The sequence below is a fragment of the Rothia endophytica genome (assembly GCF_928381505.1).
Lineage (GTDB): Bacteria > Actinomycetota > Actinomycetes > Actinomycetales > Micrococcaceae > Rothia > Rothia endophytica_A.
Window position 1 is genome coordinate 373,171 of the sequence record NZ_CAKMSJ010000001.1, and the last position, 23,614, is coordinate 396,784.

The 23,614-nt window shown below is 56.2% G+C and carries 21 protein-coding genes and 1 tRNA gene; 9 read left to right on the forward strand and 13 right to left on the reverse strand.

All coding sequences use genetic code 11. The features are described 5' to 3' along the window. Window positions 1-13 precede the first annotated feature (13 nt). The 3 genes from L6990_RS01710 to L6990_RS01720 all read right to left on the reverse strand — a co-directional run bounded on the left by L6990_RS01710 (window position 14) and on the right by L6990_RS01720 (window position 1,170). Window positions 14-433, reverse strand: a complete 420-nt coding sequence (locus tag L6990_RS01710) for a Fur family transcriptional regulator (protein ID WP_237202340.1) — start codon at window positions 431-433, stop codon at window positions 14-16. Window positions 434-605: 172 nt separating this feature from the next. After that, window positions 606-687 (reverse strand) — tRNA-Tyr (locus tag L6990_RS01715). Between the two features lie 126 nt (window positions 688-813). Then, complete coding sequence (locus L6990_RS01720; RefSeq protein ID WP_237202341.1) at window positions 814-1,170, reverse strand: hypothetical protein; 357 nt, start codon at window positions 1,168-1,170, stop codon at window positions 814-816. Window positions 1,171-1,341: 171 nt separating this feature from the next. Here L6990_RS01720 and L6990_RS01725 point away from each other — a divergent pair, with 171 nt between their 5' ends. Continuing rightward, window positions 1,342-1,833 (forward strand): YajQ family cyclic di-GMP-binding protein, encoded by a 492-nt coding sequence (locus tag L6990_RS01725; RefSeq protein ID WP_237202342.1) that lies wholly within the window; start codon window positions 1,342-1,344, stop codon window positions 1,831-1,833. 87 nt (window positions 1,834-1,920) lie between these two features. On the opposite strand, the gene htpX is transcribed toward L6990_RS01725, so the two are convergent. Further along, window positions 1,921-2,814 (reverse strand): zinc metalloprotease HtpX, encoded by an 894-nt coding sequence (htpX, locus tag L6990_RS01730; RefSeq protein WP_237202343.1) that lies wholly within the window; start codon window positions 2,812-2,814, stop codon window positions 1,921-1,923. A 132-nt stretch (window positions 2,815-2,946) separates the two neighbouring features. Beyond that, on the reverse strand, window positions 2,947-5,076 hold the full coding sequence (locus L6990_RS01735) for a sigma-70 family RNA polymerase sigma factor (protein ID WP_237202344.1): 2,130 nt from the start codon (window positions 5,074-5,076) through the stop codon (window positions 2,947-2,949). 899 nt (window positions 5,077-5,975) lie between these two features. On the opposite strand from L6990_RS01735, the gene L6990_RS01740 reads away from it, so the two are divergent. Then, a complete protein-coding gene (locus L6990_RS01740; RefSeq protein ID WP_237202345.1) occupies window positions 5,976-6,521 on the forward strand; it encodes a Fur family transcriptional regulator in 546 nt (181 codons plus the stop codon). A 51-nt stretch (window positions 6,522-6,572) separates the two neighbouring features. Here the strand turns inward: L6990_RS01740 and L6990_RS01745 are convergent, their stop codons facing one another. After that, window positions 6,573-9,032, reverse strand: coding sequence for an MMPL family transporter (locus L6990_RS01745; RefSeq protein WP_237202346.1), 2,460 nt, complete (start codon window positions 9,030-9,032; stop codon window positions 6,573-6,575). Window positions 9,033-9,061: 29 nt separating this feature from the next. Next, window positions 9,062-10,360 (reverse strand): SseB family protein, encoded by a 1,299-nt coding sequence (locus L6990_RS01750; RefSeq protein WP_237202347.1) that lies wholly within the window; start codon window positions 10,358-10,360, stop codon window positions 9,062-9,064. Between the two features lie 206 nt (window positions 10,361-10,566). Between L6990_RS01750 and L6990_RS01755 the strand changes: the two genes are divergently transcribed. Both L6990_RS01755 and rarD read left to right on the forward strand, forming a co-directional pair. Then, on the forward strand, window positions 10,567-11,898 hold the full coding sequence (locus L6990_RS01755; protein WP_237202348.1) for a DUF6882 domain-containing protein: 1,332 nt from the start codon (window positions 10,567-10,569) through the stop codon (window positions 11,896-11,898). A 78-nt stretch (window positions 11,899-11,976) separates the two neighbouring features. Further along, the gene (gene rarD / locus L6990_RS01760; RefSeq protein WP_237202349.1) at window positions 11,977-12,894 is read left to right on the forward strand and encodes an EamA family transporter RarD; all 918 of its coding nucleotides are present in this window, start codon (window positions 11,977-11,979) and stop codon (window positions 12,892-12,894) included. A 36-nt stretch (window positions 12,895-12,930) separates the two neighbouring features. Here rarD and L6990_RS01765 read toward each other — a convergent pair whose 3' ends face one another. From L6990_RS01765 to L6990_RS01775, 3 genes are all read right to left on the reverse strand, one after another. Beyond that, window positions 12,931-13,692 carry an amino acid ABC transporter ATP-binding protein gene (locus tag L6990_RS01765; RefSeq protein ID WP_237202350.1) on the reverse strand — a complete coding sequence of 254 codons (762 nt, stop codon included), beginning with the start codon at window positions 13,690-13,692 and terminating at the stop codon, window positions 12,931-12,933. A gap of 32 nt (window positions 13,693-13,724) precedes the next feature. Next, window positions 13,725-14,519 carry an amino acid ABC transporter permease gene (locus L6990_RS01770; RefSeq protein WP_237202351.1) on the reverse strand — a complete coding sequence of 265 codons (795 nt, stop codon included), beginning with the start codon at window positions 14,517-14,519 and terminating at the stop codon, window positions 13,725-13,727. Between the two features lie 116 nt (window positions 14,520-14,635). Further along, a complete protein-coding gene (locus L6990_RS01775) occupies window positions 14,636-15,400 on the reverse strand; it encodes an ABC transporter substrate-binding protein (RefSeq protein ID WP_237202352.1) in 765 nt (254 codons plus the stop codon). A 228-nt stretch (window positions 15,401-15,628) separates the two neighbouring features. Here L6990_RS01775 and L6990_RS01780 point away from each other — a divergent pair, with 228 nt between their 5' ends. The 5 genes from L6990_RS01780 (at window position 15,629) to L6990_RS01800 (ending at window position 20,035) form a co-directional block, all read left to right on the forward strand. Beyond that, window positions 15,629-16,327 carry a demethylmenaquinone methyltransferase gene (locus tag L6990_RS01780; RefSeq protein ID WP_272879253.1) on the forward strand — a complete coding sequence of 233 codons (699 nt, stop codon included), beginning with the start codon at window positions 15,629-15,631 and terminating at the stop codon, window positions 16,325-16,327. 122 nt (window positions 16,328-16,449) lie between these two features. Further along, a complete protein-coding gene (locus L6990_RS01785; RefSeq protein ID WP_237202430.1) occupies window positions 16,450-17,472 on the forward strand; it encodes a polyprenyl synthetase family protein in 1,023 nt (340 codons plus the stop codon). A 310-nt stretch (window positions 17,473-17,782) separates the two neighbouring features. Next, on the forward strand, window positions 17,783-19,375 hold the full coding sequence (locus L6990_RS01790) for a sodium-dependent transporter (protein WP_237202353.1): 1,593 nt from the start codon (window positions 17,783-17,785) through the stop codon (window positions 19,373-19,375). A 3-nt stretch (window positions 19,376-19,378) separates the two neighbouring features. After that, the gene (locus L6990_RS01795; RefSeq protein ID WP_237202354.1) at window positions 19,379-19,531 is read left to right on the forward strand and encodes a methionine/alanine import family NSS transporter small subunit; all 153 of its coding nucleotides are present in this window, start codon (window positions 19,379-19,381) and stop codon (window positions 19,529-19,531) included. A 123-nt stretch (window positions 19,532-19,654) separates the two neighbouring features. Beyond that, window positions 19,655-20,035, forward strand: a complete 381-nt coding sequence (locus L6990_RS01800; RefSeq protein WP_237202355.1) for a cupin domain-containing protein — start codon at window positions 19,655-19,657, stop codon at window positions 20,033-20,035. Here the strand turns inward: L6990_RS01800 and menD are convergent. From menD to L6990_RS01815, 3 genes are all read right to left on the reverse strand, one after another. Continuing rightward, window positions 20,032-21,714 (reverse strand): 2-succinyl-5-enolpyruvyl-6-hydroxy-3-cyclohexene-1-carboxylic-acid synthase, encoded by a 1,683-nt coding sequence (gene menD / locus L6990_RS01805; protein ID WP_237202356.1) that lies wholly within the window; start codon window positions 21,712-21,714, stop codon window positions 20,032-20,034. The genes L6990_RS01800 and menD overlap by 4 nt on opposite strands. Window positions 21,715-21,756: 42 nt before the next feature. After that, window positions 21,757-22,278 (reverse strand): DUF805 domain-containing protein, encoded by a 522-nt coding sequence (locus L6990_RS01810; protein WP_237202357.1) that lies wholly within the window; start codon window positions 22,276-22,278, stop codon window positions 21,757-21,759. A gap of 114 nt (window positions 22,279-22,392) precedes the next feature. Continuing rightward, complete coding sequence (locus tag L6990_RS01815) at window positions 22,393-23,421, reverse strand: o-succinylbenzoate synthase (protein ID WP_237202358.1); 1,029 nt, start codon at window positions 23,419-23,421, stop codon at window positions 22,393-22,395. Window positions 23,422-23,614 lie beyond the last annotated feature (193 nt).

A 23,614-nucleotide genomic window follows, 5' to 3' on the forward strand; every position in this document is an offset into this window, starting at 1 on the left:
TCTCCTTCTTGTGTTAAGGGGTTTGACAATCGGCACACACGCCCCGAAAGAGCACTTCAGCGATTTTCACATCGAAGCCTGTGCCTTTTGGCGGGTGCATACAGGGTGTCGCCTGCTCGGGGCAGGGAATGTCCTCCAGTCGCCCGCACACGGTGCAGACGATGTGGTGGTGGTTATCCCCTGAATCCAGTTCGAACCGCGATGTCCTTCCGTCCACTGCGGCTCGTCGCAGAATCCCAGCGCTTGTGAGGGCGTTGAGAATGTCGTAAATAGCCTGCGTCGAGACTGAGCCCAGCCGCTTGCGCACCTCTGCTGCGATGGCATCAGCCTGCAGGTGGGGTTGCTCAGCGACCACGCCAATCGTCGTTACGCGAGGGGCAGTTATGCGCAAGCCGGCACCCTTGAGGGCCTCCGTAATTTGCTTGCTTTCCATACCCCCATTCTAAATCAGTTTTCTGGAATCATTCAAGATTACGGAGGTTTCTATCTGAATTAACTTTGAGTAAACGTCCGAGATAATGACTTAGCACTGACCAGTGCCTACCCAGTGGCTAAAGGAGAACTTTAAACAAAAAATCCCGGTTCGTAAGAACCGGGATTGTTTGTGGCAGATGAGGGATTTGAACCCCCGTAGGCAATGCCAGCTGATTTACAGTCAGCCCCCTTTGGCCGCTCGGGTAATCTGCCGTGTTCAATTTCTTGAACCGTTCGTTTGAGCGAACAGTAGAATACTTTACACGCCTTTGCAGAGTTTGCAAACTCTAGGCGATATCTGTGACTAAGCCTACGCAACCAGAGGCTTGGGCAACTATTTTAGGAGGTAACTGATAGGGACAGCTCCTGCTCTAGCAAGAGCGAAATCTCCATGTTTTCAAGATAGGTATAAGCCTGCTCCACGGTGCACATACCGCTGAGAATTTCACGACCGAGATTCTCTTTGACGCCCTCAAAGCGTGCACGGAGCTCTTCAACATAAAGTGCTGAGCCAAGATTAGCGGCAAAATCTAGAGGTTCAGCCTCTGGGGAGAAGCTCTCCTGGTCAAGTTCAGCAATCAGGTTTTTGTAGTCGCGTTGAACCTGTTCTTCGCTAACCTTCATTTCAGCGAGAGGGGCAGCTGATGGTGCATCATCCCTGAGGGGTGCCCGCATCTCTTTTCTGTTTTCGAACATACCCCCATCCTCGTCCATCAAGGTGAACCCTTCCTGAGAATTAAGTCACAGTTTCATAACAATTTATATTCTGAGCGAGAACACCCCAAGACAAGGTACCGTTATAGGTAACACTGCCCCGCACCCGTGGGGCCTATATCGCTCTATCTATCCACGAAAGAAGGCGCGCTCATGGCTAGCGATTCATCATTCGACGTTGTCTCTAAGGTTGATAAACAAGAGATTTCTAACGCGCTCAACCAAGCTCAAAAAGAAGTAGCGCAGCGCTACGACTTCCGCGGCGTTGGTGCTGAGATTGATTTCTCGGGCGAGAAAATTCTCATTAAGGCTAATTCAGAGGAGCGAGCTCTAGCTGTGCTCGATGTTTTCCAGTCCAAACTGGTCAAACGCGGCATCTCGCTCAAGTCCCTGGACGCCGGTGACCCCTACGCATCTGGCAAGGAATACCGTATCGAATCTTCCATCAAAGAAGGTATCGCCCAAGACCAGGCTAAAAAAATCACCAAGCTCATCCGCGATGAAGGCCCCAAGAGCGTTAAGGCAACCATTCAGGGCGATGAGTTGCGCGTTACCTCAAAATCTCGCGACGACCTGCAGGACGTTATCGCGCTGCTAAAGGGTGCTGACCTTGAGGTAGATCTTCAGTTCATGAACTACCGCTAAAGATCAATTAATTTAGTCTTGTAAAATTTCAAAGCCCCTGCCGGGAGTAAACGGCAGGGGCTTTGCTATAGGTAGGACTCTAGAGGTCTAGAGCTGACCGTTGCCTCGAGCCATAGCTTCGAGGCGGGCAATACGATCAGCCATGGGCGGGTGGGTGGACATCACGTTCTTCACGTTACCCCCACGAAAAGGGTTGGCAATCATCATGGAGGCAGTTCCCGCTACCTGCCGGTTATTCGGGTTCATGGGGTAGCGTGAAACACCGTTTTCAAGTTTGTGCAGAGCAGAAGCCAGCCCCAGCGGGTCACCGGTCAGCTGCGCGCCATCTTCATCAGCATCGTATTCACGGGTACGGCTAATAGCCATTTGCATGACTCCAGCTGCGAGAGGGGCAAAGAGGGCGATCAGCAGTGAGAAGAGAAGACCACCACCACGGTTTTCGTTATTGCCGCCGCCACCAAACATCATGCCAAATGAAGCAAAATTGGCTACCGTACCAATCACTGATGCAACCGCCGCTGCAATAGAACCGGTCAAAATATCACGGTTATAAACGTGCATCAGTTCATGCCCCAACACCCCTCGCATTTCGCGCTCGTCCAATAATTGGAGGATGCCCTCGGTGCAGCACACAGCAGCATTCTGTGGGTTACGACCGGTAGCGAAGGCGTTAGGAGTCATTGTGGGGGCTACGTAGAGGCGTGGCATAGGCTGGCCGGCCTTAGCTGAAAGTTCTTCAACAATGGAGTAAAGACCGGGCACCTGTTCACGGGTAACGGGGTAGGCCTTCATCGACTTAATAGCCAACTTATCGGAGTTCCAGTAGGTGTAGGCAACGGTGATCACACCCAGCAAACCGAACAGCAGAATCCAAATTGAACTACGGGTAAAGGCCGCGAGACCAGCGCCAATGAGGAGCAAGAAGCCAATCATTGAGCCCAGGAGTAGCGCCGTTTTTAAGCCGTTATTGTGGTGGTGCACTTTTAGCCTTTCTGCTGTTGACGACCGCCAGCGTGCCGGTCTTTATTACAGAATAAGCCTCATCACTCCGTTTAGGGAGCTTGTCAGCTGAGGGCTATCAACCAAGTGGCCCTTGACGACCAGCCCATCCCTTTATCGGTAGCAAGCCACCGAATCAATGGAGGGTAACCCAAAAAATTCCTCAAGAATATAGATGACATGGGGGTGCTCCAAAACCATCTGGGGGATATAGGTTACAAAGAAAGTTTGTTCATCCCAGACCGAATAGCGAAGGATGCAAAGACGGTTGCCGGTTATAGGCTGGCCAAAGGCGTCCCAGGGCACGGCCTGCATAAATTCCTGGTATTCAGGAGTCCCTACCCAATCGTTAGGATCAGCCGGAGTAGCTGGTCCAATGGGTTCTCCGGGGTCGTTGGGGTCAATGGGTTCCTCAGGCTGAGCAGGTTCCACAGGATCAACAGGTTCCACAGGATCAACAGGTTCCACAGGATCAACAGGTTCCACAGGATCAACAGGTTCGACCGGTTCGGCAGGTTCGACCGGTTCGGCAGGTTCGACCGGTTCGGCAGGTTCGACCGGTTCGGCAGGTTCGACCGGTTCGGCAGGTTCGACCGGTTCAGCGGGATCAGCCGGTTCAGCGGGATCAGCCGGTTCAGCGGGATCAGCCGGTTCAATGGGATCAGCCGGATCAATGGGTTCAGCCGGATCAACTGGCTCTACTGGAGGCAGAGGGTCAACTGGATTGGCGGGATCAGCAGGAACAACAGGACTATCAGGGTCATCTGAAACTGCGGGGGGCAAAGGGCCAGTAGCTGCCCCGTCTCCCTCAGCATTGCCCGGTAATCCTGTCTCAGATGAGGTCCCAGCCCCATCTCTTGCGGGTTCCTGCTCTAGTTGTGAACCGGGTGCTAACGAATCGAAAACCCCCGGGGCCCCCTCTGAGGAAGTACCGTTGCCACCCCCAGCACCATCTGCACTACCGGCAGAAGACTCATCAGAGGATTCACTGACACCATCTTCTTCAAACGGCTGTGCACCAACAGCCCCATCTAGTCCTTGTGAAGCTGCGGCCGCATCAGGGTTGTTCGCGCCATCAGCTGAAGAGCGGTCAGAGCTATCCCCGCTTGCGTTCTGGCTCTGCGCCCTGTCAGCAGCACTGGTACCAGCAGCGTCGTTATCTGCTCCCCCTTCACCTCGACCGCCACTAGAGTCAGATACTTCATCAGTCCGGGGCATAGAGGAGCCCTGTGCTGCTTGGGAATCTGTGGGAGATTCGGCAGAATCACCCAGGGTTGAATTGCCAACCACCGCGATGCCTCCAACAAGAGCGAGCAAAGCGGTGATAACGGCGGCGGTACCTGCAAGTGTTTGGTTACGCGGATTAGGCTTTTTATTCATTGCGCCTTGCGACGCGCTGCCACCGGCGGTTACGCCGGTAGCTGTAGCACCGGTAAGGAAGGGTACTAGCACGCGTGAACTGTCGGTAACTATTGGCAGCAGCCCAGCCAAAACGGGGAAAACCCACACACGCATTGACTTGTTGATTCCGGATAGCGTGAGATATTCAGAGGTACAGTAGCTACACTCAGCCAGGTGAACCCGAAGTGCCTCGGTGCGCTTCCTGGTGAGAGACCCGCGAACCATGGAGCTGAGGTGCGGGCCGTACTGTTCACATTCACGGGTTTTAGGAGCATTTTGGTGTGCCTTCAAAAACCCTTCTCTAAGGCTCTCACGGGCACGGGTAGCTAAAGCTGACACAGCGTTGGCTGAAAGGTTGAGGCTCATGGCGACCTCGCGCGGCTTCTTTGCTTCAACCTCGGTCATCCACAAAACTGTCTGCCACCGTTCGGGCAGGGACGTAAAAGCGGCAATAAGCTCATCGGAATCATTCAGGCGGAGCACCGTTTCATCGATGGGGCTAGCTGACTCAAGGTAGTTATCGTCGCTGGGAACTTCTTTCTGACGGATAAGCCCGTTTTCGGCTGCAAGATGGGCGATAGTGGTCGCTAGGTAACCGCCCATAAAAGTCTTGGGGCCCCTACCGTTTTTGAGCGCCTGGAGTATGCGAACAAAAGCCTCTGAGACAATATCTTCTGACAGAGTGGGGTTAGACGTATGTTTGATAGCGACAGCCCGGGCCATGCTGACGTAGCGCTCGTACAGAATACCGTAGGAATCCAGCTTCCCTTCACGGACATCAGAAAGTAGCAGTTCATCAGACGGCCCGCTATGAGCCGTAGTAGTGGCGTTATGCTGCGGCATAAAAGCTCCCCATCAAAGACATGCCCCGCCTAGTCAAAAAGGGGCTGTCTTTCAGTCTATCTACAAATGAGCTTCAATAAACAGTCACAGCAAAAGAGTGATGAAGATAAAAAAAGTAGTTCGGCTAAGGTCCCTGGCCTTAGCCGAACTACTATGACCCTAGAGTCAGAACACCACGCGGCGTTCCGGGCTGAACGCTTGCGATAGCGTTCTTTCCTCTTAGGCCTTGTAGGTCTTTTCAGTGTGCAGTACAAGCGCTTACTGGTATCACCACCCGCGAACGGTGGTGTTACCTGTTGCGCTCTTTTTCTCTAGTTCTGTTGTGGCGAGCATGTAAGATGCAGAGCCCGCGAACGGCCCTGCAATTACTATGCCCGTCAGGTGTGGGGGCTACCGTTCTTTTCAGCGGAGGTAGCCCCGCACGGGTAGCATCGGGGGGATACTACCGAGCTTCGCCCCTTAACTGCTTCCCAGTACAGCTAAGGTTTTCTACTTCAAGTGCGCTGGCCCCCACGACCTTTGCACATATGTTGTCCGCTATTACTATCTCTGCGATTTCCCAAGACCGCAGAGAAACCGAGCTGCCGGGCCATCTGACTAGTAATGGCACCGGTCTGCTCAGTGACAGTTTTGCGCTGTCATAGATAAAGAGTGGTTTTGGGGTAAATCATGACGCGAAAATTCAGAAAAAAAAAATTTTTTGTAAAGTTTTTTTGCATGGCTTCTGACAAGGCAAAATAGCGCCTTAGAGGCTACTGCAAAGAGTGCTTACGCACACAAATTTCTCTGGAAATAGCATCAGAAGGTCGGGGTTCACGGAGAAACCACTGCTAAAGGTAAGGTTCAATCGACACCCACCGCTTATTGTGAAATATTCAGAACAAGCTTAAAGTGGTGGGATGACCTCTTACAATGACACCTCATCAGCAGACGGTTGCCACCATATTCCTGGTTACACCGCAGCGCCAGCGAGCGCCCATCACGAAAGATGGTCAGCCCAGCTTCGGTCCAAAGGTAGGCGGGTTACCAAGCAAAGGCTCGCTGTTCTCACAGCGGTACACGAACACCCGCATTCCACAGCCGATGCCGTGGTGAAAGCGGTAAGAGTAGAGCTTCCTAATATCACCGTGCAGTCGGTCTACGTAGTCCTGGCTGATTTAACTGACATCAATATGTTGCGCAAGTTTGATCCCCCAGGGTCTGCTGCTCTCTTCGAGACCAGAACCGGCGATAATCACCACCACGCAGTCTGTATTAGGTGCGGCAGGGTCGAGGATGTCGATTGCGCCATCGGAAGCGCACCCTGTCTGACCCCACAAAGCCTCAACGGAATGGCTTTGCTGAGCGCAGACGTCCTCTATCAAGGCATTTGTACCAGCTGTCAGAGCAACGCAGAAGCTGAGCTAGCGGACCAGCAGGCACGCCAGGCGTTAGCGGATCTCTAACCCAGTTTTGAATCACCCGTCAGCTTTGATGCAAGGCTGTGGGTCTGTAGCCTATTGAGCTACATGCTTGGGAGTTTCTTGCTGCGTGCCTTCTTTTTGTGCACCAAAAGGCCAGTACCAGGCCTTCTCCCCTAGGAGGTACATGGTGGCAGGAATGAAGGTGGTACGAATCAGGAATGCGTCCATGGCTACTCCAAGTGCTAGGGCGAAGCCGATGGGGCGTACCGCCGTGAGATGAGAGAATATGAAGCCTGCGAATACGGCAATCATAATCACGCCACAGGCGGTGACGACCCTGCCGCCCTGACGGTACCCCAGCAAGACAGCGTCCTGGGCAAGGTGCCCAGCCCTGTGAGCGTCTCGCATGCCTGAGACGATAAAAATCTGATAGTCCACCGACAGCCCAAAGAGTATGCCGATCAGTAGGATGGGCAGGAAGGCCAGGATGGGGCCGGGTTGAGTCACCCCGAAGAAGTCCCCCAGCCATCCCCACTGGTAGACAGCCACCACAGCGCCAAAAGACGCCAGGGTAGAAAGCAAAAAGCCGATTGTTGCCATGAGCGGTACCAGCAGGGACCTGAAAACAAAGGCCATGAGGACCAGGCAGAGGCTAATAACGACACCCAAGTAGAGCGGCACTGAGCCGGAGATGCGCTCTGAAATTTGAATGTTAGCGACGGTTTGACCTGTTAACCCTACAGTCGTAGCAGTTGCTTTCTCCGTGGCTTCTATTTTCTCTAACATGGAGTGCACGGTCTCAGCAGTGCTATCGGCGCTAGGCCCCTCTGCCGGGAAGAAGGCAAGCAGGGCGGTGCTTCGGTCTTCGCTGATTGCCCCAATTGCTATGCCGTCGATGTCCTTAGTCGTGAGCCGGTCTACCACATCGAGGGTGACAGCCCGCAGGCGATCCTCGTCTGTAGGCACTGCGAGAGTGACCTTCGCGTAGATTGGGCCGTTAGCCCCCTCACCAAAGTGCTTGCTGATGGAATTGTAGGCGGCAAAGGCGGTGGAGTCCGACGTCTGGTACGAGCCATCGGGCAGACCCAAACGGAGCGAGGTGGTGGGAATGATGGTCATAAGCAAGATCGCCAGTGATAGCAGAATCATGCTCACCGGGCGGCGGGTGACGAAGCCTCCCCAGCCACCGCGGGCACTCTCTAGCTGAGCGACTGCCTCCCTACGGTTTTGGGGCAGATGCTGATTGTCCTTTTGAGCTGGCTGGGAACAGCTCGCTGCCTTCCGCTGTTTTTTAGTAAGTACACGGCAGTCTAGAAGCGAGAGTACAGCGGGAACGAGTGTAAGAGAAGAAGCAATAACCAGGGCTACAGCAAAGGCTCCGGCCAATCCCATGATGGAGAGAAAAGGTAGGCCTGTAAGGGTCAGAGCCGCAAGCGCAACAATATTGGTCAGGCCCGCAAAAAGCACCGAATGCCCCGCGGTTGAGTTGGCTTCTGCAACCGCCTCTTGTACGGCCTTGCCCGATACGAGTTCCTCACGGAAGCGGTAAAGGATGAGCAGGGCATAATCAATGCCCACGCCCAGCCCTAGCATCAGAGCTAGTACCGGGTCAGTCGCTGTCATTCCCACAAAAGCTGTACTGGCATAGACGAGACCAATCCCCACGCCCGCACCTACAAGCGCGAGAATCAGGGGCAAACCTGCCGCTAGAACCGTGCCCAGTGTAACGAGTAGAACCAAGAAAGCGACCGTAAGACCGAGTGCTTCTGAGGCTCCAACCACGCCAGAAACATCCGAAGCTAGTTCATAGCTGTAGTTGACCGTCATCCCCTGATCTTCAAGAGCATCAAAGGTCGCAAAGATATTTTCTCGCTCTTCAGGAGTCAGCGAGTTAGGGTCCTTACTAAAAGCAATGCTGGCGAGGGCGGCTGTACCGTCAGCGCTGATGGTATCTGTTTCACCGGCAACGGCTAGCTCGCGTTCACCCGTTGCTAGGCTGTCTTCTCCCTGCTTTAGAGTAAGTTCAGCCTGATCAAGTTCCTTTTCCTGAGCCAACAAATCCGGGGCAATGTCTGCGATAGCCTCTTCGCTGAGCCCTTCTGGTAGTGCTGAGCGGGCGGCGGCAGCAGCAGCCTTACCCTGCTCTAGCTGGGTTCGAGCTTCCGCAAGCTGAGGCCGGGCGGCCTCCAGCCCCTCCTCGATTTCAACCCTTTTCTCAGCAGTAACAAACGGATCGAGCACACCGGCGATATCGGGCAATTCGGCGGCCGAGCTAAGTGCCTCTGCAACCGCTTCGCGCTGATCCGGTGAAAAGCCTGTGGACGATTCAATGATGATTTGGCCTCTAGCGACCCCTTTATCTGGAATCTTAGCCTGTAGATCCTCGCGGACCGTTGTAAACTCTGCACCGGGAATCGTGTACTGGGCAGTGGCGCCTTTGGACAGGGTCAGTGCTCCAACACCGGCCAACACCAAAAGAAGCAGCCATACTGCCACCGTCGCTCGGGCATGCCGAGCAACAAAAAAGCCGAGGGTATGCAGGGCACCAGTCATGGGAGACTCCTGACCAAAATCATCGTGAACTATTGAGATTCTACTATTGAAATAAGTTCTCGAACCTGATGCATAGGCAGAGTTGCGTGCGGGTTAAGCGCGTTGATGCGTACCCGATCAGCGTCACCCGCTGCCAGCAGTTTCAAAACCTCCATCGCCGGGGCGGTGCGCACTTCCAGTGAGGGGTCCAGGGCAGCTATTTCGGTGGCTGAGGTAAAGACCAGAGCCGTTTTTCCTTCCTCAGCACCATCATTGCGCATTACCACGGGGCGGCCAGCGGTGTCACCTTGGCGCACTCCCATGAGAAGAACTGAGGCAGGGGCTCCTAAAGCGGTGAGCAGACTGCGCATATCACCTTCAACCAGCGCCCTCTTAGCCGGCTCATTGTGAGGGGTGCTGACTGCCCACTGGAGCTGAGCTTTTTCAATAAAGCACTCATGCGGTGTTTGGGGGTCAAGCACCAGCACATCAATGGCCTCATCATGGACTACCTGCAAGAAAACTTTCATGGCAGGCTCAACCTGGAGCCGCAGGTCTCCCCCGCCCAACCTTGCAGCAGCGTTCTTTGCCTGTTCAGGTGAGGAGTAGGCCGTGAGAGCCTTCAAGCCGTTCGTTAAGCTCAACACCTGGTAGCGCACCTGAAGAGAACCGTTCTCTGACGTAGTGCTTTGCGAGATATCCATAACGACGTTGCCGCCCTCGCAGGCCCTTACCACGTTAGCGAGTGCTGCCTCGCTGCGCTGAGCAGCAAATGCTTCTAAGGCTGAGCTGAGGTAAGGATTCACTCCGTCTACTCCTGATGCAGCGGGGGCATCCGCCATCCCCGAACCGCGACGTCCGGCTAGACGGGTGGCTGCCCACTGCGGCAACTGGCCTTCGGAACGAGGGAAGGTCTTAAGGTGGGAACGAATATCCCTGCCGGTCAGACCGCCTTCGCCGCCCCAGTCCTGAGGTTCATGAGAGTGATCATAGGAGGCCCCAATCTGGTACTGGGGGTAGGGCCAGCCGTTAGCGGTCACCACCACCGATGCGGTAAACCAGCTGCCCTGCCCCTCAATGAAAGCAGCATGCTGAAGTTTTTCAATATCAGCGACCACCGGGCTGTCTTGCTTCACCGGCCCTGTAGACCCTACATAATCTTCACCGTCCCTCGACTCGGTGATTCTCACAAAAATAGCATCAGATAAGGGTTTTATATCTAGCGCCAGCTCATCCCAGCCCGGTTCTACCCGTGCCGCACCCAGCATCCAGCTACCAATACCGTTCAAGGCCTCCTGCAACATGGCGGGACGGTCTTCTGGTCTATAGCGGGGGCGGGTTTCAGACATGCTCATCAGTACCTGTTCATTGGTTTGCGGGGTTATCGGTAAGCCCGCTGTTCACTTCTCACCTCCCATTAAACCAAGAAAGTAAGCACCAGGTCTTTGGCTCTTCTCACAGCTCACTACAGAGCAGATAAAGAAAGTAATAAATAGTGGACCTCTTGTAGCAGAAAATGTGCACCAATCCGGCAACAGTTGTTAGCCTTAATGCTATGACTACAACACTGCAGGATCTGATTGACGATTCAATCTTTATTTCCACCGAATACCAGGCCCGCCTTGCTGAAATTTCAGGCGGCGCAGAATGGACGGTGGATTTCTCCGCACCGTCATTCACCCTCCAGTCTGATGACTCCGTCACCCTGACCCCCTACCTGCTCGGCACCGAGTCAGAGAACCGCGGTTCCTGGATTTGGTCCTGGCAGGAGCTCGGGCATTTCCCCGATCGCGTGGTCTCTGCGGCAGTGCAGACTCGTACTGGCGGCGCACAACACGGCATTTCCGAGCTGACCACCGACGAGCTCCCCTTGGATGAGGGTCTGGCTCGCAAGCTCACTCTGGCAGCTAAGACCCTGACCGGGGCTTACGCGCACTACCCGGTAACCGCCGGTGCAGGTGTGCGTGCCTGGATCCTCCTAGAGGGGTCACAGCTAGAACTCGATGCCCCCACCGTTAACCGTATGGGGCAGGTCATGGCGCAGGCTCTGCAGACTGGCACTGCTGTGAACCACCTGCGCGCCGTAGATTCCTATGCCAAGCTACGCGGTGCTCACATTGAGTGGGATACCGAGGCAACTGCCGTCATTACCGCCACCGACGGTGCGCTGCGCCTCTGGTTCGATAACGGTAAAATTTCAGGGATTGAAGCTGCCGAACCTACCGTTGGGGCGGATGAACTGGCCCGACTAGCGGTAGCGGCTCAGGATCACAGGGAACAGCTGACCGCCGAACGTGACGAAGTGGAGCGTCTGGCTGCCGCAGAAGCAGCTGATCAGGCTGCTGCCCGCGAGGCACAGGCTCAGGCAGCTGCTGAGGAAGCCGCCCGTGAGGATGAGGCACGTGCTGAAGCTGCCCGCGCTGCTGAGGCTGAAGAGCTGGCAGCTGAAGAAGCTCGCCTGCAGGCACTTGCTGAAGCTCGTGCAGCGGAAGAGGCTAAGGCAGAAGAGGTGGAAGGTACGGTATCCACCGACCGCGTCTACCCCAACGCCGATCAGCCCTTCGATCAAGAGCCCACCGAGGACGCCCAGCCCGGCCGTGTCACTACCAGCACCATTGCTGATGAGGACATCGTCACTGAAACCGAAGATGAAGGCGATGAGCTGCTGACTTCCGAGGGAGAGTCTGTTCAGACCGAGCAGACCGCTGGTTCGCTGGCTGCTGGCTACCTTGAAGCAGATCAGGATCAGGCTACTGAGCAGGCAGGTGGCGACATTCGCCTGGCAGGCACAGCACCTGACCTTGAAGCCGAACGCGCTGAGGCTGCAACTAAGCCTCAGCCGAAGGAAGAGAAGAAGGGCTTCTTCAGCCGCTTCTTCGGTCTGTAAACCAGAACCTTGCAGAAGGGGCGGTAGCACTATTCAGGTGTTACCGCCCCTTCTCTACCCCGCGAAAGACCAGGAATCATGACGCACCCACAGAGCAAAGAGCCGGCGAACCGAGGGGTCATCTATGTTTTTCTGTGCTATCTCATCTGGGGTGTTTTCCCGCTCTATTTCCTGCTGACTGCCCCAGCTACACCTTTCGAAATTGTGGCTGAACGGGTGCTCTTCACCCTGCTTTTCTGCGCGATTTTGGTGCCGCTCACCCGCCAGTGGCTAGCCCTTCGAAGAGTACTAGCCCAACCGCGCACCCTTCTCTTACTGGGAATTGCAGGGTTACTTATTTTTGCCAACTGGCTGCTGTATATCATTGCAACCACCAGTGGAAATGTCATGGAAGCATCCCTGGGCTACTACATCAATCCCATCGTCTCGGTAGCCCTGGGGGTAGTTATTCTGGGAGAAAAGCTGAGGACGCTTCAATGGACTGGCATCGCTGTGGCAGCTCTAGCGGTACTCGTCATGTGTATTTTCTACGGGTCTGTGCCCTGGCTGGGCTTGGGGCTTGCTTTTAGCTTTGGCCTTTATGGCCTGCTGAAAAAACAGGCGGGAAACGTTCCAGCGGTTGTCTCACTGACCGTTGAGACTCTCTTGCTCTCCCCCGTTGCAGCTTTTCTCATTTGGCATTTCGTAGCAACCGGTCAGCTCACTCTCTTCGCCCACAGGCCCGCTCACTTTTGGATCCTAGCGGCTTCCGGCTTAGTCACCGCAATCCCTCTCTTGCTTTTTGCAGGTGCAGCTTCTCGAGTTCCACTTTCTCTACTGGGCATGGTTCAATATTTGACCCCCACCATGCAGTTCATGCTGGCTCTTTTCGTTACCCACGAGACGCTCAATGCTGGCCGCTGGGCTGGCTTCATTTTGATCTGGGTAGCTGCTGCCTTCTTTATCGCCGATTCCCTGCAGGTCTTAAAAGCACAGCGCCGGCTGAGAAAAAACTAGCCGGCGCTGGGAGGTTTTAGGGCGTGTGCCCCGCTTTTACTGGGCGGTGGGATTGAGCACGCGCGAAAGGAAGAGCTGAGTGCGCGCTTCCTGGGGGTTACCGATGACTTCGTGGGCAGGGCCCTCTTCAACAACGACGCCACCGTCCATAAAGACCACGCGGTCAGCGACGTCGCGGGCGAAAGCCATTTCGTGGGTCACCACAATCATGGTCATGCCCTCGGCGGCAAGCTGGCGCATAATGCTGAGAACATCCCCCACGGTTTCGGGGTCTAGGGCGCTGGTGGGCTCGTCAAAGAGCATAAGTTGGGGGTCCATGGACAGGGCTCGGGCGATAGCCACGCGCTGCTGCTGACCGCCCGAGAGCTGATCGGGGTGGCGGCCAGCCTTGTCAGCTAGACCCACCTTCTCGAGGTTCTCTAGGGCAATCTTCTGAGCTTTAGCCTTGGACCGTTTCAGCACCTTGATCTGGGCAACGGTGCAGTTTTCAAGGACGGTGAGGTGGGAGAAGAGGTTGAACTGCTGGAAGACCATGCCCACGTTAGTACGCATCTTGTCGATGTTTACGTCCGGGTCAGTTACCGAGTGACCTGCAACTTCGATCAGGCCTGAGTTGGGGGTCTCCAGAAGATTGACGCAGCGCAGCAGGGTGGATTTACCCGAGCCAGATGGGCCAATGAGACATACCACTTCGCCGGGGCTGACGTTGATATCGATGCCTTTGAGCACTTCAACTTCACCGTAGGACTTGTGCAGATCCTTGATGGTGACGGAGGCGGGAGCAGAATGTGATGTCATGAGGTGTCCTTAGAGGTAGAGCTGAACCGAATTTACTTGCGGGAACGCGCGCCAGCACGCTTCTCGAAGTGGCGGGCAAGCAGCCCTAAGGGAACGGTAATAATGAGGTAGCAAGCACCCGCTACGACCAGGGGTGTTAGACCGGCGCCGCTGGCTGAGATGCCCTCACGTCCAAACTTGGTGAGTTCGTACTGGGCAACAGACATACCCAGCAGGTAGACCAGGGAGGAATCCTTGGTGAGCAGGATAATTTCGTTGGTCAACGGGGGCAGAACAATACGGAAGGCCTGGGGGATGATAACGGTCACCATGGCGCGGGAGTGCCCCATACCCAGTGAGCGGGCAGCCTCGTACTGCCCCTTGGGCACAGCCTCAAGGCCGGCACGAAGCACCTCACCGATGTAGGCTGCCGAAACCATACCCAGGGCAAGCATAACGGTGACGTAGTTGTTGAGACGCAGACCGAAAGCCAGCGGAATGCCGTAACCAAAAGCAATAAAGACTAGCAGGGCGGGTAGACCGCGGAAAAGCTCAATGTAAAGCGTGGCTATCCAGCGGTAGGGTGCAATGGAAGAAATCTTCATCAGCGCCAGCAGCACACCCAAACTCAGCCCCACCACGAAGCCCAGCGCGGTGTAGATAAGGGTGTTCTTGAGGGCTACCGTGATAACGCCCGGGAACTGGTTGGCAATAATGTCTGGGTTGAAGACTTTATCGCGCAGGGTGCCCCAGTCCGCGACAATCACCAGGACGATTGCAATCAGAGCCAGCAGCGCATACTGCGAGTAGCGCCAGTAGTTTTGTTTCTGCCGGGGTGACAGTGCCATGATCAAGTTTTCCGTTCGTTGGCAGGCCAAATAAGGATAAAGGGCAGGACGCCGCAGCGCGGGTTTCGCGCGAAACCCATTCTGCGGCGTCCTTGCTTCAGAGTATGAGAACCAGTTTAGTCAGAAATACCCAGGTACTTCTCACGGAGATCGGCCATACGGCCATCTTCTTCCATAGCTGCCAAGGTCTTGTTGGCAGCTTCTAGAAGATCTGAGTTCTCGGTGGCAACCGCACCAGCGATCTGCTCACCGGTTTCAATCTCTTCAACAACAGTGAGGCTCTCATCGCTGGTCAGCATTTCTGAGAGCACGGTGATGTTACCGACCACGGCATCTACCTGGCCGGTCTGCACAGCCTGCAGCAAAAGACCGTTGTCTTCGTACTGCACGGTATTAGCACCAGCGTCCTGGGCGTACTTTTCACCGGAGGTTGCCTGCTGCACGCCAACCTTGGCGCCTGACAAGTCAGCAGCACCGGTGATGGATGAACCTGAGGGAACCAGAACAGCGAGGTTGTCATCGACGTAAGCCTCGGTGAAGTTCATAACGCTCTTGCGTTCTTCAGTGATGGTGATACCTGAAAGTGCTAAATCACACTGCCCTGAGGACAGCGCAACGCCCGACTGGATACCCTCAAAGGAGGTGCTGAACATTTCTGAAGTGACACCCAAGTCTTCAGCGATAGCCGCGGCGATGTCAGCGTCCAGACCTACAATCTCGCCGTTCTCTTCGTATTCGAAGGGAGCGTAGGGAGGGTTGGTGCAGACAGTCAGCTTGCCCTCTGCAATGAGAGAGATGCCGGATTCAGTGGTGCCACCACTGGTTCCGCAAGCAGTCAACATCAGGGCTGTTGCAGCGAGGGCGAAGGGGGCTTTCTTCATGGGTTGTCCTTAAAAAGTGTGGGCCTAGAGCAGTATCTGATGTCCTATTGTGCCTGTAGCTGAGTAAAAATGCAAGAGGTTGCATGAATATACACAACTATGTTTAAGTATCCTACCTCACACTATGTTACCTACCAGTAACCGAACACTCCCCTACAACCACAAGATTCCCTAAGCCCCCGCCGTAACCAGCATGAGCTTTTAGAACAAACATGGAAGAATAGCAGGGTGAACCGAGCAGACCTTAACAAAAAGACCACCGACATCTCTTCAATGTTTGACCAGGTAGCTGAACGCTATGACCTGATGAATGGCATTATGTCGCTGGGCCAGCACATTTACTGGCGCAAACAAACCGTCGCCGCCGTGGATGCCCGTCCCGGCCAAAAGGTACTGGATATTGCAGCCGGCACTGGCACTTCTTCCGAGCCTTTTGCCGACGCTGGGGTGAAGGTTGTTGCCGCTGACCTATCAGAAGGAATGCTGGCAGTGGGCCGGCGCCGCCGCCCTGACATCGAGTTTGTCCAGGCAGATGTCACCAAACTGCCCTTTGCCGACGAGGAATTCGATGCCGTGACCATGTCCTACGGGTTGCGCAATGTGGCTGACTACCCTCAGGCACTTCGTGAGCTGTACCGAGTGACCAAGCCTGGCGGACGCATCGTCATCAACGAATTCTCAACCCCCACCTTCACTCCCTTCCGCCTGGTCTACCGCAACTACATCATGAAGCTGATTCCACCCGTGGCACGAGCAGTTTCGTCCAACCCTGAAAGTTACGTCTACCTCGCTGAATCCATTCTTGCCTGGCCCAACCAGGACGAACTGGCACGGCACTTCCGTGAGGCTGGCTGGCAGGACGTGCAATATCGCAACCTTACCGGCGGCATTGTGGCCCTACACCGCGGTTTCAAACCCAAAAACTAAACCGAAAGATGCCGGTAGACTAGAAACCGGCCATCTCTTGTACGCGCACCATGCGCACCCCCAAGATTGTGAAAGACATCGTGACTGAACCCACCGGCTCACCCTTAGCGGCAGACGCCCTCATGCCCGAAGCTGACTTCAACCTGCCCAAGGGCTTTGATCTCATTGCTCAGGACCCTGTGTTGGGGCCCAAGATTTTGGAGGCTCTCACTGAGATTGAGGTACGACTGGAGCGCGCTGTAGCCCAGACCAATCATCTCGCTGATGTTGCCTCACGCCACCTACTCTCCGCAGGCGGCAAACGGGTGCGCCCCCTCTTGACCCTCCTGGCAGCTGAAGCCGGTGGCGGCATCAATGACCGCGTCATCGACGCTGCCGTGGTGGTTGAGCTAACCCACCTTGCAACGCTGTACCACGACGATGTCATGGACGATGCCTCCAAGCGTCGCGGCGTTGATACCGCTCAGAACATTTGGGGTAATTCTGTGGCCATTCTGACCGGTGACCTGATTTTCTCGCGGGCCTCTCTGATTGTCTCAGAGCTGGGCGGACGCGCCCTAGCGGTGCAGGCTCAGACTTTTGAACGACTGGTTCTGGGTCAGCTCTTTGAAACAACCGGGCCTGAGAAGCACGAAGACCTGCTCGCTCACTACATTAAGGTCATTGAAGGCAAGACCGGTTCTCTGATTGCAGCCGCTGGCTCCTACGGAACCATTCTTTCGGACTCACCGGAAGCAACCGTGCAGATGCTGGCCCGCTACGGTGAGCTCGTAGGGGTAGCCTTCCAACTAGCAGATGACGTCATTGACGTCACTAGCTCTGGCGTGGCGTCCGGCAAAACCCCCGGCACCGACCTGCGCGAAGGCGTACCGACCCTGCCCACCATTCTGCTAGACCGTGCAGCTGCAGAAGGGGACCTAGAAGCCCAACACGTGCAGCAGATAATCCGTGGAGACCTCAGCAGCGACGAGGCACTCGCAGAGGCTGTGGCGGCCCTGTCTGCTCACCCGGCCACCGAAGAAGCCTGGCAGGTAGCCTACCGCTGGGCTGATGATGCCATCGCAGCTATTGAGCCTCTGCCTGACTCAGTCATTAAAGAAGCGCTTAAATCATTCGCCCACGCCGTGGTGCACCGCGATAACTAGTCGACCAAGGACTTCTCAAGTGCCCGCCAGCCCTCAGGGCTGGCGGGCACTGCTGTTTACGATACGAACCAAAGACCACCGTATGAGATTTGATGTGTAGAATAGCTTCATTACTGCGTTGAGAGTTACTATTTCAACACAGCAAAAGGTCGGATACCCACCGGTAACCTGCCCACAAGGCTCAGCAGCACACCCAGCAGCAGGCGCCCGCACCAACAACCAGCACCACCTACGTGCCCAGGTTCAGCAGCACCTTAAGCACCGGCCACGGTGCCTTTTTTACATGTACACACACTGAGGAACCACCATCATGAGTTCTACCTCAACAAGCGCACCCAAAAAGCGCGAAGGCTTCTCAAGCCGCAAGGTCTTTATTTTTGCTGCCATCGGTTCAGCCGTGGGTCTTGGCAACATCTGGCGTTTCCCCTACGTTGCCTATGACAACGGCGGCGGCGCCTTTATGATTCCCTACCTGGTCGCGCTGCTGACTGCCGGCCTGCCCTTCCTCTTCTTTGACTACGTCATTGGTCACCGTGCCCGGGCGTCCTCCCCGCTCGCCTTCCGCCGTCTAAACCGCAAAACCGAGTTCATCGGCTGGTGGCATATGGGCATCAACTTCATCATCGCTATCTACTATGCAGCGATTCTGGCCTGGGCCGCCCGCTACGTCATTTACTCCTTCACCCACGAATGGGGCGATGACCCAGCGACCTTCCTGATGACTGACTTCCTGCAGGTCTCAGACCCCGCAGCCGGAGTCACCTTTGACTTTGTACCCGGCATCCTGATCCCCATCATGATTATCTGGGTTCTCTTGGCCGTTGTTATGTCTCTGGGTGTGCAGAAGGGCGTAGGCCTTGCCAACATCTTCTTCATCCCCCTGCTGGTCGTCATGTTTATTGGCCTCGTTGCCTACTCACTGACCCTCAACGGCGCATGGACCGGCCTTGATGCCCTTTTCACTCCTGACTGGTCAGCTCTGACCCGCCCCGAAGTATGGGTAGCAGCTTACGGTCAGATTTTCTTCTCGCTGTCCATCGGCTTTGGCATCATGATCACCTATGCCTCCTACCTCAAGAAGAAAACCGACCTCACCGGCACCGGTGCCGTCGTTGGCTTCGCCAACTCAGGCTTTGAGCTGCTAGCAGGCATCGGCGTCTTCGCAGCCCTGGGCTTCATGGCAACCGCAGCAGGCACCGCCGTCTCCGAGGTAGCTACCTCAGGTATCGGCCTGGCTTTCATCGCCTTCCCCACCATCATCTCTCAGGCACCGGGAGGCACCCTGATCGGCGTGCTCTTCTTCAGCTCCCTGCTCTTCGCCGGTTTCACCTCCATCATCTCCATTGTTGAAGTGATCGTTGCCGGTATTGAAGACAAGTTCAACCTGGGCCGAGTACGCTCAACCCTGCTGGTAATCCTGCCTATCGCCATCATCTCAACCCTGCTGATGGCCACCACTTCAGGTCTCTTCGTCCTGGACATCCTCGATAACTTCGTCAACCAGTTCGGCATTCTCGCCGCAGGTTTGGTCTCCATCTTTGTGGTGGCCTACCTGGTACGAGCCCTGCCTACCCTGCGCGATCACATCAACGCTCGCTCCTCCTGGAAGATGGGCAAGCTCTGGATGATCCTGCTGGCAGGCGTCACCCCGCTTATTCTGGGCTACTCACTGGTGAACACCTTCATCACCCTCATGAACGAGCCCTACGAAGGTTACCCGGCAGAAATGCTGAACATCTTTGGCTGGGGTATGGTCGTCATCCTGCTGGTCGTAGCGGTCATCATTTCTATGCTCCCCTGGTCTAAGACCTCACGCGCATCTTTGACCCCGCCGGCTCCCCCCGTTTCAGGCGGCAAGGTGCAGCACGATCACGTTGATTCAGCCGCACAGAAAGGTGCATAAGCCATGAGCACACCTGCAATCATCATGCTATTTATTTCAATCGCCCTCATCTGGGGCGGGCTAGGCGTCGCTCTAGTGCACATGTCCCGTCACCCCGATGAAGCGGGCGGTGAAGCCAACGATGGCAGCGAAGTACCTGCGTCCACCCAGCTCTAGCTAGCTCCCTTGTATAGAAAAGTGCCCCGGCAGTTATTGCGATAACTGCCGGGGCATTTTTCTGCCTCAGCCCAGAGGAGTAAATTGGTTAATTAGATACTAGTTTAAGGAGAGATTAGAACCATGCCCGGAACCCACGAAGGAACAGTCCTCATCTTCCCCCACCTACCCCAGGCACTCGAGCCTTTTGAGAGCAAGCCTCAAGCGAGAAAACTGGTGGATGCCGACGGCGCCAACCTGGTCTTGCTCAGTTTCAAAAAAGGGCAAATATGGCGTGAGCACCATTCGGTGCACCCGGTAGTTGTTCAGGTGCTTTCTGGAGCTGTTGATTTTGAGGTCAAGGGGCAAATTTTCCAGCTTCAGCCCGGTTCGCCCATCCACTTGACCGCTCATCTGCTGCACGAGGTACGCGCCACTGAGGATGCCACGGTCATGGTTACCATGCTAACCGGCGAGCATCATGACCCCGCCCGCATCAATCTAGACGGTGTGCGCGCCCTCTAGGGGCGAACAACCTCCAAGCTGATGCCGTTCTGGCCCCAGGATGACGCCAGCTCTTCGAGGTTGGCGGTATGCGGGGTAGTGAAGAAGCGCTGGACGGTAGCACCGAACTGCTCCGTGCGCCCCAGTTGGCCGTGTTCAAGAGTGGCAAAGATGCCACCGCCCCGGTCATCCAGCACGAGAATTTCTACATCGGGGGCGCGTTCTAGCGGCCCTATATTGAGAGCACCAAGATCGTGGAGGAAGGTCAGGTCGCCACAGAGCACCCGTACCTTAGCACCCAGCGCCAACGAGATACCGCTGGCAGTGGCAATCGTGCCGTCAATACCGGCTAAGCCCCGGTTGGCAAAAACCTGCGGGCTGCGAGCCGCTGCGGGGGCTACCAGGTCAAGGTCGCGGATGAGGTTCGAAGAGCCCAGCAGAAGCACCGCATCATCTTCCAGGCAGGCTTCCCAGGCGCGGAGTGCCAGCGAGAAACCCGGGACGCGGGGGTCGACCTCGGTGTCGTAGGTTCCGCTGGCACGGTAATCTGCAACCTTCTGGCGTAGGTTTTCTTGCAGTGCCGCCCCGGCCTGCACCCAGGCGTCCAACCACGGCTGCCCTTGGTCAGTATTCCCACCGTTACCAGCGAAATCTGCTAGCTGGCGCAGAGTCTTTATCTGGGGGTACTCCAGGGCATCGGGCTGATGCCAGGGGGCCGGACTGGGCTCGTAGATGGCACGTTCAATGCCCTTGTTAGCCAGCAGGGCTGCAACCGGGCGGCTGAGAGTCGTGTGGCCGAAAATGACGGCCCGTTCAACCTGCTGCCCCAGTTCTCCGGCTAATATCTGGCGGTAGGCTGGCACAGCAACCGGTGAGAAGCGAGCATTTGAGGAGGGCTCAGCCAGCAGGGGTAGACCCAGTTTCTGAGCGAACTGCTGGGCAACTGCACCTGCCCCGTCACCGGCAACAACCACGGTGCGGTGGGAGCCTGCGGGCAGGTCATCGGAGCGCAGCCAGCTTTCAGCGGTGACATCAAGGTGGCGGGGGTGACGCGGAGCAGCATCTGCCGCCACCTCCTGCAGAGACTGCGCCCAGCGCTTGAGAACCTGCGCATCTGCTTCATGAGGTGTCAGCGGAGTATCGAAGGCAATGTTGAGGTGTACCGGACCGAGGGGCTGCTCAGCGGGCTGCCCCCAGTTCTCAGGATTCCGCCCGGTGAGTGCCGCAAGGGCGCGGTGAAAGGCAGTATTTTGTGGGTCATCTTCAGCTGCAGTGTAGTTTTCTAGGGCGGCAAAGGCACGCACGTGGCGCCCCAAAAGGGCACTTTGATCGGTGGTCTGATTAGCTCCGGTGCCCTGCAGGCGTGCAGGCCTGTCAGCAGAAAGGACGGCCAGAGAAGCCCCTGAATGATAAGCCTCCATAACTGCAGGCAAGCACTCCCCCACCGCTGTGCCGCTGGTCGTGACGACTCCTACGGGAGCTCCACTGGCACGGGCGATACCCAGGGCAGTGAAAGCCGCTACCCTCTCATCAATGCGAACATGTGCCTCTATCACCCCGGCGTCCACCAGTGCACCGATAGCATAGGTCAGTGGGGCTGAACGGGACCCTGGCGAAACGAGGACGTGCCGCATACCCGTGCGCACCAGGGTGTCGAGCACGGTCACAGCGGTCATGATGGAGGGGCTAGGTGAAGTCACCTCACCAGTTTACTCCGCCTGGGCTTGGGGCAGATTAAGTGGCTAGGAATCGAAGCGCCTACCCTCGGGTTTACCAGGTAGGGCTGAGAGCACCAGGCTACCCAGGTTTCCTGCAACGGGGATGGCGTTGAGCCAAAGCCAGTGCCCTGAGAGGTTGATATCGTGCAAGCGGCGCACACTAACCGTGAAACTAGGGGCTGCGGTAGCCACCACCAGGGGCAGACTAAAGAGCAAAGAGGTCTCCGCCAGGCGGTCACTGTGCTGCTTGCGGGCTTCTTTCTCAGCCTCCGTCTCAGCTGCTCCGGGGGCAGGTACGCGGACGATGGGCACCAGACGTTCCAGTGCACCCGGGTTGGCCGCATAAGCTTCGGGGTGTTTTGCGCGGTCGTAGTGACGGGCTGCGATGTCGCAGGCAGCTATTCCGCCGGCGAGGATGAGGGTGGGCCACCAGTATTCACTGCGGGAGGCGCGCCCTTTCATCTCAAAGCTCTTGGAGAAAAAGTTCTTCATGGCGACGCAGGGGCTAACGCCAGGAGCGGGTTGTAGGTTGAACAGGTCAGTCATAAGCCCTCCTTGCTAGAGCATCCGGTCATCACAGTCTACAGCAAGAAGTGACCTACATCATAGAGCTTATGACTATCAACGGAATCGCTATTAGCAAAGGCCCACCAGCGACAACTAAGGTTTCTGAGCCTCTAACAGGCGGTAGCAGTCCCTGATACGGTGATGCCAGTGAGCCACACGGTCAGCCGGTGCTGCAAGTTCTTGAAGCAGGGCAGGGTCAGGTTCCACATCGCGCAAGGGTAGCTGTCCGTCCACCGCCACCAGTGGGTTGCTGGTGACATCCTTACTCATCAGAGATACCGTACCTAGCCCGCACCCGTAGGGTAAATCTGGCAGGGCAGCCGCGAGCGCGGCGCCCGTCCGGATCCCCACTGAGCTTTCCAGGGCAGAGGAGACCACAGCGGGCAGGCCGGCATCTTCAACGATGCTCAGTGCTCGGCGCACTCCACCCAGCGGTGCTGCTTTGATGATGAGCAGGTCTGCTGCTCCTAGGCGAGCAACGCGCAGGGGATCTTCTGCCTTACGCACAGACTCGTCAGCGGCGATCAGCAGGGGGTTGCCCGCAGAGCACAGTGCCTCTCGCACCTTCGCTAGCCCTTCCACCGTTTCCACGGGCTGCTCAGCGTAGATAAGGTCATATTCAGAAAGAGCTGTGAGTGCTTGCACTGCCTGATCTTCTGACCAGCCCATGTTGGCATCGATCTTGAGACGGGCGTCCGGCAGGTGCCTGCGGACTTCCGCAAGACGAGCACAGTCCTGCGCCAGCGATTCTGCAAAGGGAAGCCCAGGTTCAGCTACTTTTACTTTGACCTCGCGAACTTCTCCTCGGTAGCTCGCCAGGACGCCAGCGACCCGTGCCGGTGGGACAGCGGGTACAGTGGCATTGAGGGGCACTGATTCCCGCAGCGGAGCAGGGTAGCCCAGCCAGGCAGCTTCAAGGGCGCAGGCGAGCCAGGCGGCGGCCTCATCGGGTTGATATTCCAGAAAGGGAGCGAATTCTCCCCAGCCTGCTGGGCCTTGGATAAGAGCCGTTTCGCGCAGAGTTACCCCGCGGAACTTGACGCGCATAGGCAGGTGCACCACATGCGTCTGAGCTAGCACTGCTTCAAGCGGCGGCAGGGAACCGTCAAAAGGGTCAAACATGCCTCAAATCTACCGCACCTAGGATAGGGCAGAAGACTGCTGCATGGTGCGACTGTGCACCCAATACTCCGGTGGCTCCCAGGAAAGACTCATGTGGGTTTGTCACAATAGCTATCAGTCAAGTTTTTGCCCGCCGTTTTCCTTGCGAGGCTACTGATTGGTAGGCTCAAGGGAGTTCTCGCATTTTCAGAAA

Excerpts from the sequence above, each read along its gene's own strand:
- L6990_RS01775 (WP_237202352.1), bottom strand. The coding sequence starts at position 15,400 with ATGAAGAAAGCCCCCTTCGCCCTCGCTGCAACAGCCCTGATGTTGACT.
- L6990_RS01795 (WP_237202354.1), top strand. The coding sequence starts at position 19,379 with ATGAGCACACCTGCAATCATCATGCTATTTATTTCAATCGCCCTCATC.
- L6990_RS01740 (WP_237202345.1), top strand. The coding sequence starts at position 5,976 with ATGACCTCTTACAATGACACCTCATCAGCAGACGGTTGCCACCATATT.
- L6990_RS01725 (WP_237202342.1), top strand. The coding sequence starts at position 1,342 with ATGGCTAGCGATTCATCATTCGACGTTGTCTCTAAGGTTGATAAACAA.
- L6990_RS01720 (WP_237202341.1), bottom strand. The coding sequence starts at position 1,170 with ATGTTCGAAAACAGAAAAGAGATGCGGGCACCCCTCAGGGATGATGCA.
- L6990_RS01785 (WP_237202430.1), top strand. The coding sequence starts at position 16,450 with ATGCCCGAAGCTGACTTCAACCTGCCCAAGGGCTTTGATCTCATTGCT.
- L6990_RS01745 (WP_237202346.1), bottom strand. The coding sequence starts at position 9,032 with ATGACTGGTGCCCTGCATACCCTCGGCTTTTTTGTTGCTCGGCATGCC.
- L6990_RS01735 (WP_237202344.1), bottom strand. The coding sequence starts at position 5,076 with ATGCCGCAGCATAACGCCACTACTACGGCTCATAGCGGGCCGTCTGAT.
- rarD (WP_237202349.1), top strand. The coding sequence starts at position 11,977 with ATGACGCACCCACAGAGCAAAGAGCCGGCGAACCGAGGGGTCATCTAT.
- L6990_RS01800 (WP_237202355.1), top strand. The coding sequence starts at position 19,655 with ATGCCCGGAACCCACGAAGGAACAGTCCTCATCTTCCCCCACCTACCC.
- L6990_RS01750 (WP_237202347.1), bottom strand. The coding sequence starts at position 10,360 with ATGTCTGAAACCCGCCCCCGCTATAGACCAGAAGACCGTCCCGCCATG.
- L6990_RS01765 (WP_237202350.1), bottom strand. The coding sequence starts at position 13,692 with ATGACATCACATTCTGCTCCCGCCTCCGTCACCATCAAGGATCTGCAC.
- L6990_RS01710 (WP_237202340.1), bottom strand. The coding sequence starts at position 433 with ATGGAAAGCAAGCAAATTACGGAGGCCCTCAAGGGTGCCGGCTTGCGC.
- L6990_RS01815 (WP_237202358.1), bottom strand. The coding sequence starts at position 23,421 with ATGTTTGACCCTTTTGACGGTTCCCTGCCGCCGCTTGAAGCAGTGCTA.
- L6990_RS01810 (WP_237202357.1), bottom strand. The coding sequence starts at position 22,278 with ATGACTGACCTGTTCAACCTACAACCCGCTCCTGGCGTTAGCCCCTGC.
- L6990_RS01790 (WP_237202353.1), top strand. The coding sequence starts at position 17,783 with ATGAGTTCTACCTCAACAAGCGCACCCAAAAAGCGCGAAGGCTTCTCA.
- L6990_RS01770 (WP_237202351.1), bottom strand. The coding sequence starts at position 14,519 with ATGGCACTGTCACCCCGGCAGAAACAAAACTACTGGCGCTACTCGCAG.
- L6990_RS01755 (WP_237202348.1), top strand. The coding sequence starts at position 10,567 with ATGACTACAACACTGCAGGATCTGATTGACGATTCAATCTTTATTTCC.